This window comes from Collinsella sp. LCP19S3_B7 (assembly GCF_052121795.1).
GTDB lineage: Bacteria > Actinomycetota > Coriobacteriia > Coriobacteriales > Coriobacteriaceae > Collinsella.
This window is the reverse complement of sequence record NZ_JBQKDO010000009.1, coordinates 79770-93958: the sequence shown is the minus strand read 5'-3', so window position 1 is coordinate 93958 and position 14189 is coordinate 79770. Positions and strand designations below refer to the sequence as shown.

At 59.5% G+C, this 14189-nt stretch carries 11 protein-coding genes and 1 tRNA gene; 8 read left to right on the top strand and 4 right to left on the bottom strand.

Going from position 1 to position 14189, the window contains the following annotated elements; genetic code table 11:
* Positions 1–221: 221 nt before the first annotated feature.
* From acpS to tsaD, 6 genes are read left to right on the top strand one after another with little or no spacing between them, the layout of a single operon-like run.
* Positions 222–761: a holo-ACP synthase gene (gene acpS, locus ACTQW0_RS05465; protein ID WP_441567248.1), complete on the top strand. Its 540-nt coding sequence runs from the start codon at positions 222–224 to the stop codon at positions 759–761.
* Positions 762–2378 carry an NAD(P)H-hydrate dehydratase gene (locus ACTQW0_RS05460; RefSeq protein ID WP_441567246.1) on the top strand — a complete coding sequence of 539 codons (1617 nt, stop codon included), beginning with the start codon at positions 762–764 and terminating at the stop codon, positions 2376–2378.
* Positions 2379–2380: 2 nt separating this feature from the next.
* Entirely contained in the window at positions 2381–3526 is a 1146-nt protein-coding gene (gene alr / locus ACTQW0_RS05455; protein ID WP_154515162.1) for an alanine racemase, read from the top strand.
* Between the two features lie 8 nt (positions 3527–3534).
* On the top strand, positions 3535–4155 hold the full coding sequence (locus ACTQW0_RS05450; protein WP_441567244.1) for a uracil-DNA glycosylase: 621 nt from the start codon (positions 3535–3537) through the stop codon (positions 4153–4155).
* 12 nt (positions 4156–4167) lie between these two features.
* The gene (tsaE, locus tag ACTQW0_RS05445) at positions 4168–4674 is read left to right on the top strand and encodes a tRNA (adenosine(37)-N6)-threonylcarbamoyltransferase complex ATPase subunit type 1 TsaE (protein WP_441567242.1); all 507 of its coding nucleotides are present in this window, start codon (positions 4168–4170) and stop codon (positions 4672–4674) included.
* Entirely contained in the window at positions 4661–7045 is a 2385-nt protein-coding gene (gene tsaD, locus ACTQW0_RS05440) for a tRNA (adenosine(37)-N6)-threonylcarbamoyltransferase complex transferase subunit TsaD (protein WP_441567240.1), read from the top strand. Before tsaE ends, tsaD begins: the two co-directional genes overlap by 14 nt.
* Before the next feature lie 260 nt (positions 7046–7305).
* Here the strand turns inward: tsaD and ACTQW0_RS05435 are convergent, their stop codons facing one another.
* Together ACTQW0_RS05435 and ACTQW0_RS05430 are read right to left on the bottom strand one after the other, a co-directional pair.
* Positions 7306–7620: a type II toxin-antitoxin system RelE/ParE family toxin gene (locus tag ACTQW0_RS05435; RefSeq protein ID WP_441567239.1), complete on the bottom strand. Its 315-nt coding sequence runs from the start codon at positions 7618–7620 to the stop codon at positions 7306–7308.
* Positions 7604–7879 carry a type II toxin-antitoxin system Phd/YefM family antitoxin gene (locus ACTQW0_RS05430; RefSeq protein ID WP_152077364.1) on the bottom strand — a complete coding sequence of 92 codons (276 nt, stop codon included), beginning with the start codon at positions 7877–7879 and terminating at the stop codon, positions 7604–7606. Before ACTQW0_RS05430 ends, ACTQW0_RS05435 begins: the two co-directional genes overlap by 17 nt.
* 594 nt (positions 7880–8473) lie before the next feature.
* Here ACTQW0_RS05430 and ACTQW0_RS05425 point away from each other — a divergent pair.
* Positions 8474–10363 carry a carbon starvation CstA family protein gene (locus ACTQW0_RS05425; RefSeq protein ID WP_441546445.1) on the top strand — a complete coding sequence of 630 codons (1890 nt, stop codon included), beginning with the start codon at positions 8474–8476 and terminating at the stop codon, positions 10361–10363.
* Positions 10364–10545: 182 nt separating this feature from the next.
* Positions 10546–12708 carry a hypothetical protein gene (locus ACTQW0_RS05420; RefSeq protein ID WP_441567237.1) on the top strand — a complete coding sequence of 721 codons (2163 nt, stop codon included), beginning with the start codon at positions 10546–10548 and terminating at the stop codon, positions 12706–12708.
* A gap of 411 nt (positions 12709–13119) precedes the next feature.
* Here the strand turns inward: ACTQW0_RS05420 and ACTQW0_RS05415 are convergent.
* Positions 13120–13194, bottom strand: a tRNA-Gln gene (locus ACTQW0_RS05415).
* A 38-nt stretch (positions 13195–13232) separates the two neighbouring features.
* Complete coding sequence (locus ACTQW0_RS05410) at positions 13233–14138, bottom strand: peptidoglycan-binding domain-containing protein (protein WP_441567235.1); 906 nt, start codon at positions 14136–14138, stop codon at positions 13233–13235.
* Between the last annotated feature and the right edge of the window lie 51 nt (positions 14139–14189).

The following is a 14189-nucleotide window of genomic DNA, read 5'->3' as shown; positions in this document are numbered from 1 at the left end:
GAGTACTGCGGGGCCAGCCCGTGGGAGGCCAGGGCGCCGCTGACCGGTGGACGGCACCGAGCCGTGCGCTTGGACTGGGAAGGGGGAGGCCTCGCGGCCTCCCCCTTTTTTCGTTTCTCAGGCAATTTGTCTCACATAGTAGCTGTGTTTTATAACCCTCGTTTGTCGCATCTTCTTTGAACGGGCTACAATATCGTAGTCTGTGTAGCATGGAGGTGAACATGGCTGAAGCTGGTATCGGCGTTGATATCGTCGAGATTTCCCAAATGAAATCAATCCTTGAGAAGACGCCGTCGTTTGCCCGGCGCGTGTTTACCGATGAAGAGCGTGCGTATTGCGATGCGTCGTCTCGCCCTGCCGCTCATTATGCCAGCCGCTTTGCCTCTCGCGAAGCGGTACTTAAGGCACTTGGAACGGGGTTTAGTCAGGGCGTTGGACGTAAGGACGTTTCCGTAACACGCGATAGGCTCGGCAAGCCAAAGGCTCTGCTTTCTGGTCGCGCTCTCGAAATCGCCCAGGATTTGGGTGTTGTCGAGGTTGCTCTTTCTATTACCCTTACGGGTGACTTGGCTGTCGCTAATGCCATTGCGATCACCGAGGATGCTCGACCTAAGCCAAAGGAAGAAAATATGAGCACCAAGGAGCGCGTTGCCCAGACATTTAAAGAGGCTCGTTCTGTATTGGATGAGCTTGAACAGCTGCAACAATCTGCTTTGTCGGAGCATTTGATCGATGATCCGCAAGATACGCAAGGAGCATAGATGAAACCGGTTTTGAGTACCGAGGAAGTCGTTCGCCTCGAGGATATCATCGAGCGCGAGGGCACCTCGAAGGCCGAGCTCATGGAGTTGGCAGGTGAATTTGCCGCCAACGAAATTTTAAAGCTCAACCCTGATCGCGTTCTTGTGCTGGTCGGCTTTGGCAATAACGGCGGTGATGGTTGGGTCGCTGCGGATATCCTGACCCATAAGGGCGTTGATGTTGATATCGTTTCTCCAGTTGAGCCGGATGAGATTCCTGCTGCCCTTGCTCGTCACGTTGCCCGTCGCACCGCTGGTCGCGACGTTCATGTGTGCGTTGGGCCTTCGCGAGACGAGCTAGAGGTTCTCATTAACAAAGCGGATGTCGTGGTCGATGCTATTTTTGGTACCGGTTTTCACGGCAACCTTCGTGCGCCGTTTTCTATTTGGATTCCTACGGTTAACGAGTGCGCCGATCACGTTGTCTCTATCGATGTTCCCTCGGGCCTGAATGCCGAGACGGGCGTTGTGGATGACGACTGCATCCGTGCCGAGCGTACCGTGACGATGATTGCCCCTAAGATTGGCCTCTACAGCGCTGACGGTCCGGAGTATGCTGGCGACCTGGTGTGTGGCGGTCTGTACGACCGCCTCGACGAAGTCATCGATGATGTCGATCATGCTGCCGAGATCGTTGAGCCCGGTGATCTGGTGGACTACTTTGCCCCGCTGCCCACGAACATCGATAAGTATTCGCGCGGCTCCGTGCTCATCGTTGCCGGGTCGGCACAATATCCTGGTGCCGCCATCATGGCCGCAAAGTCTGCCGCTCGTGCTGGTGCCGGTTATGTGGCCGTTGCGACGCCCGATGCGTGCGCCAACCTTATTCGTATGGCGCTCCCGTCGATTCCCGTTTTCTCCATTCCGTCTGATTCCCGTGGATCTTTTGGTGCCGCTGCGCGTATGACAGTGTGCGAGATTGCTAAGAAGTACAGCTGCGTTGTGTGTGGGCCTGGCATGACGACGTCTGCCGGATCGATGCAAGTCGTTTCGGGCCTGCTTGAGCTCGATGTGCCGCTTATCCTAGATGCAGATGCGCTCAACTGCCTTGCCAAGATTGCAATCGACGGTATCGACAGTAATCCCGAGATGTACCGTCGCGAGCAGCCGCTCGTTATGACGCCGCATTATCGCGAGCTTTCGCGTCTCGTTGCCGGCGACGAGGTCAATGATCTTGGCACTGCGATTGCCGCTGCTCAAAAGATTGTCTGGGCTGCCGGTTCCGATAATCTCGTTGTTATCGCTAAGGGCCCGACGACGGCCATTTGCGGCGTCGAGCGCGTGCTGCTGCCGCTTTCGGGCCCAGCGTCGTTGGCGACCGCTGGCTCGGGTGATGTCCTCGCAGGTATCCTTGCAGGAACGCTTGCGACCATGCGTGACGAGATGGACCGTTGGGAGCTGCTGTACTCGTATGCCGTCGCACTCCACAGCTATGCCGGCTTTGCTGCGGCGACGGAGTATGGCGAGAAGAGCGTTATCGCGACCGATCTTATCGACTTGATCGGTCCCGCCATGGAATTGGCGGCAAAGGATGCGCTCGATGATCTGGGAATCATGGACGAAGGGTCGGATGACTAATCATGAATAAAGCCGATTTGACGCGTTGGTCCTGGGTCGAGATCGACCGCGGGGCGCTCCGCCGCAATACGAGGGCCTATAAGAACTTGCTAGATCCGCGTCAGCGCCTTTGCTGCGTGGTTAAAGCCGATGCTTATGGTCATGGAGCCGTCGAGTGCGCCAAGATCATGTATTCGGCCGGTGCCGACATGTTTGCCGTGGCGACGGTCAGCGAGGGTATTGAGTTGCGCCAGGGCGGAATCACCAAACCCATCCTGATTCTAAGCGAGCCTCCCATCGAGGCTATTCCTTCATTGCTCGAGTTCGATATCATGCCCTCGGTCTATACGTCCGATTTTGCTCTTGCGTATGGTGAATGTGCCGTCGCGGCGGGCAAGGTGGGCAAGTATCATCTTGCCATCGAGACGGGTATGAACCGCATCGGCGTTCACTACACGCAGGTGCTCGACTTTGTCCGCGGTATTAATTTCCATCGCGGTATTCAGTGCGACGGCGTATTTACGCACTTTGCCACGGCCGACGAACCATCGGGTTGGGACTACAAGTTGCAGTGCCAGCGCTTTACCGAGGCCGTTCAGGCCATTAAGGATGCGGGTTTTGAGTGCGGTATCGTGCACTGTGCCAACACGCCGTCCTCGATGCTCGATCCCTCGATGCATTTTGATATGATTCGCGCTGGCGTTGGCTTGTATGGCATGCAGCCGTGCGAGCTGAGCGGCCGCGTGATGCAGCTTGATCCCGTGATGAGCGTCCATGCGCGCGTGACGCGCGTGGCGCATCCTGCGATGGGCGAGGGCGTAGGCTACGGTTTTACCTACCGCGTACCGCGCACACGCGTTCAGATCTGCACGCTGCCGATCGGATATGCCGACGGCCTTTCGCGCACGCTTTCCAATCGTATGGACGTGCTGTATCGCGGTGAGCGCGTGCGTCAGGTCGGAAATATCTGCATGGATCAGTTTATGGTTGCCATTCAGTCCAACCCGGCTCACGAGATTCCCGAGGCCGAACATGGCGACGAGATGATAATTATCGGTCGCGATGGCGATGCCGAGATTACCATGGATGAGATGGCGCGCCTGCGCGGCACGATTAACTACGAGGTCGCCTGCGGCTTTGGCATGCGTCTCGACAAGGTCTACGTGTAGGAGCCGCTATGGGCGTTATGCACATCCCCGGCCATAGCCATCAGGCGCCGCGCGAAGTTGCACTCGAGGAGATCGAGGCCGTCCTGGGTGATTGCCACCTTTGCCAGCTTTACCAGTCGCGCCACAATATCGTGTTTGGGGTGGGAAACCCCCGCGCTCGCGTGATGTTTATTGGTGAAGCGCCGGGCCGTAACGAGGATTTACAGGGCGAGCCCTTTGTGGGGGCGGCGGGTGAAGACCTCAACGGCATTCTGTCCCTGGCGGGCCTTAAGCGTGAAGATGTCTATATCGCCAATGTGCTTAAATGTCGCCCGCCGGGAAACCGCAATCCGCGTCCCGAGGAAGTGCTTGCTTGCTCACCGTTTTTGCGCGAGCAGATTCGAAGCGTTTGGCCCGATATCATCGTGACGCTCGGTAATCCCGCAACGCACTTTGTGCTCAAAACCGAGATTGGCATTACCAAGCTGCGCGGCAGGTTCCATCAGATGGGGCACTTTGTGGTGATGCCGACGTTTCATCCCGCGGCGGCGCTGCGCAATCCGGCGTGGCAGGAGCTGCTGGAGGAAGACTTTAAGATGCTGGGCGACTATCTGGAGCGGCATCCCGCGCCAGAGGGCGCCTCGGAATAATAAGGAGCGTATATGTCCCTGGAGCGCCTGGGGCTAGGTACCTACAAAACGGCTCGTACTGCCGATACGGAGCATTTTGGCGAGTTGGTCGCACCGTGTCTAGAAAATGGCGATGTGCTGATACTGACCGGCGGCTTGGGCGTGGGAAAGACCCACTTTACCAAGGGCGTCTCGCGCGGCTTGGGCGATGAGCATATGGTCACGAGTCCTACGTTCGCGCTCATGGCCGTTCACGACCAGGGGCGTATTCCGCTGTTCCATTTTGATCTGTACCGCTTGGAGCATGCCTACGAGCTCGAGGATACGGGCATTTTTGACGTGCTCGGCTATGAGGGCGCTTGCCTGTTGGAATGGGGCGAGCAGTTTCAGGACGAGCTGGCGGATGAGTATCTCTCGGTGACGCTTAGGCGCGATGAGGACGATAGCGACGTGCGAACGATCGCGCTCGAGGCGCACGGCGAGCGCGCGACGGAGCTTTTCGATTTGATTGATAAGGCTGTACAAGATGAGCTTGCATAACGACAACGCGCTGGTAGTGGCGCTCGATACTTCGACCGACATGCTTGCCTGCGCGGCAAGCTGGATTGATGAGCAGACGGGCGAGGCGAGGCTGGTGAGCGGGGACCATCTGTGTCGTCGCCATGCCAACGTGGAACTTGTGAATACCGTCGATGGCGTGTTGGCGCAGGCCGGGCTGAATCGCGGCGATGTCGGCTGTTATGTGGTCGGGCGCGGCCCGGGTTCGTTTACGGGCGTTCGCATTGGCATCTCGACCGCCAAGGGTCTGGCGCGCGGTGCCAACGTGCCGTTGCTGGGCGTGTCGACACTTGACGCTTGCGCCTGGACGGCATGGAAGGCTGGCGTGCGCGGCAAGCTTGGTGTTCTTGCCGACGCCATGCGTGGCGAGGTGTATCCGGCTCTGTACGTGCTGGGGGACGAAGGTCCCGAGCGTCTGTTTGAGCGCGAACACGTGGTCAAAGCCGCCGTGGCGCTTGATGAGTGGCGCCAGGCCGCGGACTGGAGCCAGGTTAAGCTGACTGGTGACGGTCTCGTACGTTATGGCAAGCTGCTGAGTGAGGACGAGACTGCGCGCTGCGTGGAGCGAGACCTGTGGTGGCCCTCGGGCGAGGGCCTTCTGATGGCGCACGCCGCGGGCGACGGTAATCCGGCTCGCGTTTTGCCGATCTACACGCGTCTTTCGGATGCCGAGGAAAATGAGCGCAAGCGCCTTGGGCTTGCCGAGAGCGCCCAGAGCGAGATTACGGGTGTTGCCGACGAGCTCGCCGGCCGCCACCTGCAGTTCCGTCCCATGGGCGCGGCGGATGCCGAGGGCGCGAGCGCATTGGAGGCCGCCTGCTTTGAAGGCGCCGGACACGAGGCGTGGACGCCGGGCATGTTCCTGTCCGAGCTGGGCGAGGGCGTTGCCGCGCCGCGTAGCTGGTGGGTGGCGCACGACGACGGTCAGCTGCTGGGACTTGCCGGCGGCATGGTCGTCGACGGTGACGTTCAGATTATGGACGTCGCGGTTGATCCTGCTCATCGTCGCGAGGGCATTGCCCGCAAGTTGCTGTCGCACGTGAGCTATGACGCCCAGATGCTCGGCTGCACCACTGCTTCGCTTGAGGTTGAGGACGGCAACGAGGGTGCGATTGCGCTCTATAGCGCCTTGGGCTTTACCGAGGCGGGTCGTCGCCGTGGCTACTACGGCGTCGGCAAGGATGCCATCGTCATGACGGCGTCGCTGCCCCTGGTGCTTCCTCTCGACAATGCCTCGCCCGAGCCAACGGCTGCCGAGCAGCGCGTCTGGCCGCTGCCTGAGCCCGAGCGCACCGCCGAGGAGCGTGCCGAAATCGAGCGCCGTCGCCTAGTTCTTGCCATCGAGAGCTCTTGCGACGAGACGGCTGTTGCGATTATCGATGCGGACGGCAATATGCTGGCCAACCAGGTGTCGACGCAGATTGATTTTCATGCTCGCTTTGGCGGCGTGGTGCCCGAGATCGCCTCGCGCAAGCATGTCGAGGTGATTGTGAGTGTCGTAGATGCGGCGCTTGAAGATGCCGCGGTATCGCTTGGCCTTGAGGGTGGAGCGATTGCGCCAAGTGAGCTTGCCGCCGTGGGTGTGACGCAAGGCCCGGGCCTGGTGGGTGCCCTGGTGGTGGGCGTCGCCTTTGCCAAGGGCTTTGCGTATGCTGCCGGTAAACCGCTCGTGTGCGTCAATCATCTGGAGGGTCACCTGTTCGCCAACCTGCTGGCGCAGCCCGACCTTAAGCCGCCGTTTATCTTTACGCTTGTCTCGGGTGGGCACACCATGCTCGTGCACGTAAAGGCATGGGGCGACTACGAGGTGCTTGGCGAAACGCTGGACGACGCCGTGGGCGAAGCCTTCGACAAGGTTGCCAAGGCGCTGGGTCTGGGCTATCCCGGCGGCCCCATCATCTCCAAGCTCGCCGAGACGGGCAATCCCCGCGCGATCGATTTTCCCCGTGCGCTTAACAGCAGGGGAGACTACCGCTTCTCGCTTTCGGGCCTCAAGACGGCGGTGACGCTCTATATTGAGCAGGAGACCAAGGCTGGGCGCACGATTCACCTGCCCGACCTTGCGGCCTCGTTTGAGGCGGCGGTCTTTGACGTGCAGTACAAGAAGGCCAAAAACGCCCTGCACGCCACCGGGTGCAAGGAGTATTGCATCGGCGGCGGCGTCTCGGCCAACCCGCATCTGCGCGAGATGATGATTAAGAAACTCGGGCGTCAGGGGATTCGCGTAACGGTGCCGCCTCTCTCGGCCTGTACTGACAACGCCGCCATGATTGCGGAGGTCGCTCGCCGCAAATTCGACCGAGGTGAAATCTCGCCGTTCGACGTCGACGCCGATCCAAACATGACGCTGTAGTCGTATGGGTGCGGTCCCCGACCGGAGGGGCCGGATATAAGGTTTCCTGCTCTACAGTCCTGCTCACGACGGAGGCCACATTAAGTGGCCTCCTGTTCGTGCGGAACTCGCGATAAAGTTCATATGCGGCCGCTGGCGCCCGGGCAGCGTCGGGAACCTTTCTGTATCTATGCAGCTACTGAGCTGGATCGGCGTCGACAACGTCCGGCAAGGTTAGCCAGCCTGCGTCGAATTTACGGCGTGCTTTAGCTGAAAGAAACCTACCTGATAATCGACTCAATATCTCGGCTTTTATATAGCAGTCGGCGGACTTCCATGACGTCGTCGATGACGACATAAAAAACCATGTAGCTGCCAACGTAGAAGCGGTAATACGGGTGCAACCGTCTTCTTGTCGAAGGGTATGTTGGTGACATGGTTGGATTCTTGAGATGCTCGAGTATGCCTGCTTCAACATTGTCGACAAGCCTATTTGCTGCAGCGGGGTTATTGAGATCAAAGGCGATATATGACGCTGCTTGGCTGAGGTCCTCCCAAAATAGGGGAAGATAGCGGAGCTTATAGTGCCTGTTCATCGAGACCGCCGTCGAGCATTTTTCTGACAGAGCCAAAGACATCGTCGTGTGTATAGCGAAGTTGCATGCTGGCAGCCTGACGATCAGCGGCATCAAGTGCGCTCTCGATTGTATTGCTCAGTGACTTGTACTGCTCAAAGCTCATGACGACCATAGAGCCCCGCCCGTTTTTAGTTAGAAAAACCGGACCCTCCTGTTCGACTTCGCGTTCAACGTCCGGGTAGTGATTTCTAAGATCTGAGACTGGCCTAATATTCACAGCTACCTCCTGAGCTATCAGGATATTATCGTAATTATGATAACAGAGTTGAGATTTGGGATGGGAACTCCTCGGGGGCGGGGCGGGCGCCTGCCGCCATATGTGAACTTTATCGCGAGTTCCGCACGAACAGGAGGCCACTTAATGTGGCCACCGTCGTGAGCAGGACTGCCCGAGCAGGAAAGTTCATATATGGCGGCAGGCGCCCGCCCCGCCCCCGAGGAGCATCTCTCAAGCAAAAACTGTCGTTCGGTAAAGTCCGAGGCCAGTGACGTTTTATACCGAGTAATTCAAATAAAGTTGAAAATTCATTACATATTTGCGTTGACTTTAGGCAACTAAAGTTTCATACTCCTTTTCATCCACTGGGGGATGTGAACACGCACGGATCGTTCGCATCATGATCGAAGAGGATTTCTTAGACATGTTCACGCATCAGCTAAACATTATCAGCGTAGTAATTATCTGATGCGGGTTAGCACATACAGCTAGCCCGTACGATAACGGGCGGCTGATGAAGATGAGGGCCGTCGAGCGCAACCGACGGCCCTCATTTTTTATGTCTAGGAAGTTCTTTTTAGAGGAGGAAATGTTATGAACGGAGTTTTGCTCATGGTTGTGGCCGCGGCGGTGCTCGCCTGCGGCTATCTGGGCTACGGCCGCTGGCTGGCTAACAAGTGGGGCGTTGATAAAGAAGCCCTCACGCCTGCCAAGCGCATGAAGGACGGCAAGAGCTTCTCGCCCGTCTCCGCCTTCACCGCGTTCTCGCATCAGTTCAGCTCGATCTGCGGTGCTGGCCCTGTTACGGGTACGATCGTCGCCATGGCCTTCGGCTGGCTGCCCGTCGTGCTCTGGGTCCTCGTCGGCGGCATCTTCTTTGGCGCCGTTCACGACTTTGGCGCCCTGTACGCTTCGATGAAGAACAACGGCAAGTCCTTGGCTCAGCTCATCGAGAAGTACATCGGCAAGACCGGCCGTCGCCTGTTCCTGCTGTTCTGCTGGCTGTTCTGCATCATCGTCATCGCCGCTTTTACCGACATGGTCTGCAAGACGTTCATGTTCACCCCGGTCGTTGACGCCTCTGGTGCTGCCACCGGTGCCATCGACTTCACCAAGTCCTATGCCGCTGGCTGCGCTGGCACCATCTCCATCCTGTTCACCTTCGTCGCCATGGCCTTTGGTTGGGCTCAGAAGAAGTTCAACCTCACCGGCGCTGCCGAGTTCGTCACCGGCGTGGTGCTCATGGTCCTCATGTTCGCCGTCGGTATGCAGTTCCCGGTTTACCTGGACAAGTTCCAGTGGTTCGCCGTCGTCATGGTCTACCTGGTCTTTGCCGGTGCCATGCCCATCCAGATGCTCAAGACCCCTCGCGACTACCTCACTTCCATCATGATGATCGTCATGATTGTCTGTGCTGTCCTCGGCATCGTCGTCCTGGGCGTTAACGGCCAGGCCACCATCACCGCTCCGGTTTTCACCGGCTTTAGCAATGCCTCGGGCATGATGTTCCCGGTCCTGTTTGTCTCCGTTGCCTGCGGCGCTCTCTCCGGTTTCCACAGCCTCGTTTCTTCGGGCACCTCTTCCAAGCAGGTCGAGAAGGAGCAGGACGCCGTCAAGGTCGGTTTTGGCGCCATGATCGTCGAGTCCTTCGTCGGCATCCTCGCCATCATCGTCGCCGGCATCATGTTCTCCGACATGAACACTGCCGGTACCGGCGCCCTCAACGCCGGCGTCGCTTCCACCCCGTTCCAGATCTTCGCTGCTGGCATTTCTCGCGGTATGCAGGCCTTCGGCGTTGACGGCACGCTCGCTACCGTCTTTATGACCATGAACGTCTCCGCTCTGGCCCTGACCTCGCTCGACGCCGTCGCCCGCATCGCCCGCACCTCGTTCTCCGAGTTCTTTGCCCAGACCAACGACGCCCTGGCCATCGAGTCCAAGGCCGGCTACATGAAGGTCCTCGGCAACCCCTGGTTCGCCACGGTTGTCACCCTGCTCCCCGGCCTCGCCCTCGCCTTTGGCGGCTATGCCAACATCTGGCCGCTCTTTGGTGCTTCCAACCAGCTGCTCGGCGGTATGACCATGATCACCCTCGCTGTGTTCTGCAAGTGCACCGGTCGCAAGGGCTGGATGCTCTACGTGCCCGTCGCCTTCCTGCTCTGCTGCACCTTCACCTCGCTGGTCCAGAGCGCCATGGGCTGCATGACCGCCGTCCAGGCCTACGGCTTCTTCGGTACCATCCCAGCTACCGCCACCACGGCCGCCGTCTCCGTCGCCGCCACCAAGGGCCTGCAGCTCGTCTTCGCCGTCCTGCTGATGGTCCTGGGCCTCATCGTTGCCGTCAACTGCCTCAAGGAGTTCTTCGGCAAGGAGGTCGGTTCCATGCCCGACGAGGAGCCCGAGTGGTCCGAGATGGGCAAGGCCGAGTACGGCCGCGCCGCTGCCGCCGAGGCTCCCGCAAACGCCGAGGCCGCCAAGGCCTAATCGACCTAAGGGATTGAACGTCACATCTATATGACTCGGAAAGGCCGGGTCCGCAACTGCGCGGACTCGGCCTTTTTCCATGCAAAAGCTAGTGTGCCCGGGTGTTCTCGCAGATGTTTTGCGTGGATAGGGGCGTGCGTTGTACCATATAGACGTATATGTGTACATATGAAAGGGGCCCCGTGGCCAAGACGGTATATTCCGATAACCAAAACAACGTCGATGCCCTGGCTGAGCGTCTGAGCAGCCAGACGTCGCTTTCTGCCGAGCGTGCCAAGCTGGTTGCCTACGACCTGCTCTGCCGCAAGGCGCTCAAGATCAAGTCGAGCGCGCTGGCACAGATTTTCCGTTCCGTCGATAAGGAATGTGACACCAAGGCGATGCGCGATGAGCTCATCGCGGCAAAGATCGTTACCAAGATCGAGGGCAGCGGCATTAACGGGCGCCCAGCGTTCTATACCATTAATGCCGAGATTCGCGATGTCCAGGAGCAGCCTGCCGAGGCTGCCAAAGAGGCCGTCGAGGACGTTGTCGAGGCGCCTGCTGCGGTGGAAACGGCTCCGCGCGAGAACGTCGACACCGATGAGCTGCTTGACGAGAGCGTCGTTCGCGCCTTTACGGCCAAGGCGGGCCGCGGCGGTTTTGGCGGGGGCGGTAAACGCGATGCACAGCGCCGTGCCCAGCAGGAGCGCTTCCGTCGCGCCGTGGCTCAAAAGGATGCGACGGATGTCGAGCCCGTCGAGGATGAGTCTGTTGCCGAGCCGCAGTACGCCGCTGAGGTCCAGGAGCCTAAGCGTCGCCGCGGTGCTCACTTTAAGGCCGAGCAGGGAGGTGTTGTGTGCGACGTTCAGGAGTCCGTCGAGGCTGCTGATGCACCCGAGGGGCCCGTCAAGAAGGCTCCGGGTTCATGCCGTCCCGGACGCGGCTTTATGGATCGTGCGTATCCCGCAAGGCGTCAAGAAAAGACCGACCAGGCTCCCGCTGCACCAGCGGAGAAGGCTGAGAAGGCTGCCGAGCCGATGGTCCGTGAACAGAAGCCTGTTGAGCCGCGGCCTGCGGGCGATGTCGAGCCCCGAGGCCAGCAGTCTGCGGGCGAGAAAGCGGGGGAGAGCGCTTCGAGCAAGCCTCGCCGTCGTCGTCACCGTGGCGGCCGTGGCTCAAATGCCGAATCCGTGGCCGAGCAGGCGGCGGGGCAAAACAAGGATGCGAAGGCTGAGATCCCGGCGGAGCAGCCCAAGCGCCAGCCAGTAAAGGGGGGCAAGCCTGAGCGTTCGCAAAAGGGCTCGTCCGCGCCAAAGCAAGAGCGCAATGCTCGGACAGATTCCAAGTGCAAATCCCAGACGCAGCCCAAACCGACTGCAAACGATGCGGCCGCCCAGCAGCCTGAGTCGACCGCTCATGGCGAGGTTTCGGCGTTTGCTCTGGCCCGTGTCCTGGGCAGGCAGCTGCTCAAGGTCGTTCCCACGCCTGCTGCACTCTCCAAGATTAAGGAGCAACAGACTCAAATCGTTAAGGTTGAGGGCAAGGACGGCAAAAAGGTTTCGCAGCGCACTCAGCACAACGAGATGTCCAACCGCAAGATTGCCGAGGAGATTGCGACCATCCAGGCTTGGATTGAGCAGAATCGCGGCGCCGACACGCCGGTCGCCTCGCGTCGCCAGCGCGCCTACCAGATTTTTAACGATGAGAAGGCCTTTGACGGCAAGCACGGCGAGCGCTTGATTCGGCGTATGACCGAAAAGGGTATCAGCATGCAGGCGATTAAGGTCGCCCCCAACCGCCCCGTGCACTTTACGGGTTTCTTTACGCTGGGCGCCGACAAGCCGTTCATTATGGTCGAGAACCTGGACACCTATGACGAGATCGTCAAGCTCTTGCGCGGCCGCAAGCACGCTAAGCTTTTTGGCACCAAGGTGGGTGGCGTGATCTTTGGCGGTGGCTGCAAGGCGAGCGTCTCGCACGCACTGGATGATTATCTGGCCGAGATCGGCTATCGCTTTAACTATGTCTACTACGTGGGCGATATCGACCGAGAGGGTGCGCGCATCGTCGAGCAGGCCCGCAATGCCAATGTGGTTGAGATTCGCTTGCATGCCGGCATGTATCGTGCCATGCTCGCCGAGCACAAGCGTCGCGTGAAAGCTGGCGGCGAGTGCGAGCCTGCGGCTGCCAATCAGGGTGTGCCGCAGAATTTGGCGGCGACGATCAAGGATCTGCCTATGGTCACGCGCGTGCAGTTCCGCAATGTGCTGCGCGAGGGAGGTCGCATTCCGCAGGAGATTCTGATGACCGCCGACTATCGGGATGGCGACTCGGGAAGCTTCGACCGCATGCTGAACAATTAGTTCCGTCGGCCCCGGGAGAGCGGGGACACCGGCTTAGGTTTCCTGCTCTACAGTCCTGCGCAAGACGAAGGCCACATTAAGTGGCCTTCTTTGCGTGCGGAACTCGCGATAAACCTAAGCCGGTGTCCCCGCTCTCCCGGGGCCTGTGGCTACTTGGTTGTTATATGCGGCTCGCTTTTCGGAACTGGGCTGATATTTCTTGATGTAAGGCGCTCATGGCTGATATGGGACGGAGGGATTCCGCGTCCGCCTGCCGGCGGCCGCGCCCCGCTGCGTCGCTCCGCTCCTTGCGTGCTGCGCTGGAAAACGCTTCGCGTTTCCTCAGCTCCGCACCCTTGCGGGTTCGAATCCCTCCGCATGCCCACAAGAAAGCGCCCCGGGCTGATGAAAGCCCGGGGCGCTCAGTTACCTTGGCTGGGACGGAGGGATTCGAACCCCCAACAGCCGGCACCAAAAACCGGAGTTCTACCGTTGAACTACGTCCCAATGTGTGGTGCTGCCCAAAAGCAGCTCGTCTAGTTTACCTAATCTGCGAGGGCATCGCAAACGCCATCGAGCAGGCGTACGGCGAGTGTCTGTGCATCGCTTGCGGTGAAGGTTCCGTTGTAGCGCGTCATGCCCGTGAGCTCAATGCGGATGCGCGCGGGCTTTTGCTGCGCGGCGACATTAGCGGTGCGGATGCGCTGCGCCAGGTTGTGACATTCGGCAAGGGCGATCGTGGCGCGCGGCGCTGCATCTGCGGGCAGCTCATCGCTTGCGATCTCGAGTACCAGGTTCACGTCGGTCGGAACCTCGGAATCGCAAAGCATCATGCCGCTGTTGTCGGTCGTCGCCGTGGCGATGTTCCACATGCGCGATGCAACGCTGCGTGCGATGGGGTCCTCACCGATAACGGCAATCTGGAAGCGCTCGAGCACGTTGGCGGCGCGGGCAAAGCCGATGCGCGACTCGGCCTCGGTAACCGAGGGTTTGCCCTCCCACACGTGATGCAGACGGTTGATATAGGCGTAGGTATCCTGGAATGCCATGCCGTCGGCAAACAGGCCGACATTTTCTTGGAACTGCTGCAAGGCCGCCTCGGTGTGCGGGCCAAAGTAGCCGTCGTCCTCACCGCAGGCAAAACCCAAAACGTTGAGTGCCCTCTGCAGGGCACGAACGTCGGCACCATGGAAATTGGGCATACGCAGATAAAGCGTGCGGTCGCCCAGCTTATACGAGGCGTCTACCAGGGCGCTCCAACAGGGGATATCGACGGCGTAGCCAGCGGCAAGGCCGCTGTCGAGCCTAAAGGTGCCAACAGCCTGCTCGGTGGTGGTGCCAAAGCGCTTGTCGGCGACCTCGGCGTCATCGATTGTATAGCCGAGCTGCAGAAGGCGGGACTGGACGTCCTCGACGGCTGCTCCCTGCATGCCCGTTGTGATAGGTTCCATGAACGAGCCCCTTTCGGCGTACCATTCGTACTATTTGAGCGTGTGTCGGAT

Bases quoted from the DNA above. Each gene is read 5' to 3' on its own strand.
- acpS (WP_441567248.1), top strand. From the start codon at position 222: ATGGCTGAAGCTGGTATCGGCGTTGATATCGTCGAGATTTCCCAAATG.
- ACTQW0_RS05460 (WP_441567246.1), top strand. From the start codon at position 762: ATGAAACCGGTTTTGAGTACCGAGGAAGTCGTTCGCCTCGAGGATATC.
- alr (WP_154515162.1), top strand. From the start codon at position 2,381: ATGAATAAAGCCGATTTGACGCGTTGGTCCTGGGTCGAGATCGACCGC.
- ACTQW0_RS05450 (WP_441567244.1), top strand. From the start codon at position 3,535: ATGGGCGTTATGCACATCCCCGGCCATAGCCATCAGGCGCCGCGCGAA.
- tsaE (WP_441567242.1), top strand. From the start codon at position 4,168: ATGTCCCTGGAGCGCCTGGGGCTAGGTACCTACAAAACGGCTCGTACT.
- tsaD (WP_441567240.1), top strand. From the start codon at position 4,661: ATGAGCTTGCATAACGACAACGCGCTGGTAGTGGCGCTCGATACTTCG.
- ACTQW0_RS05435 (WP_441567239.1), bottom strand. From the start codon at position 7,620: ATGAACAGGCACTATAAGCTCCGCTATCTTCCCCTATTTTGGGAGGAC.
- ACTQW0_RS05425 (WP_441546445.1), top strand. From the start codon at position 8,474: ATGAACGGAGTTTTGCTCATGGTTGTGGCCGCGGCGGTGCTCGCCTGC.
- ACTQW0_RS05410 (WP_441567235.1), bottom strand. From the start codon at position 14,138: ATGGAACCTATCACAACGGGCATGCAGGGAGCAGCCGTCGAGGACGTC.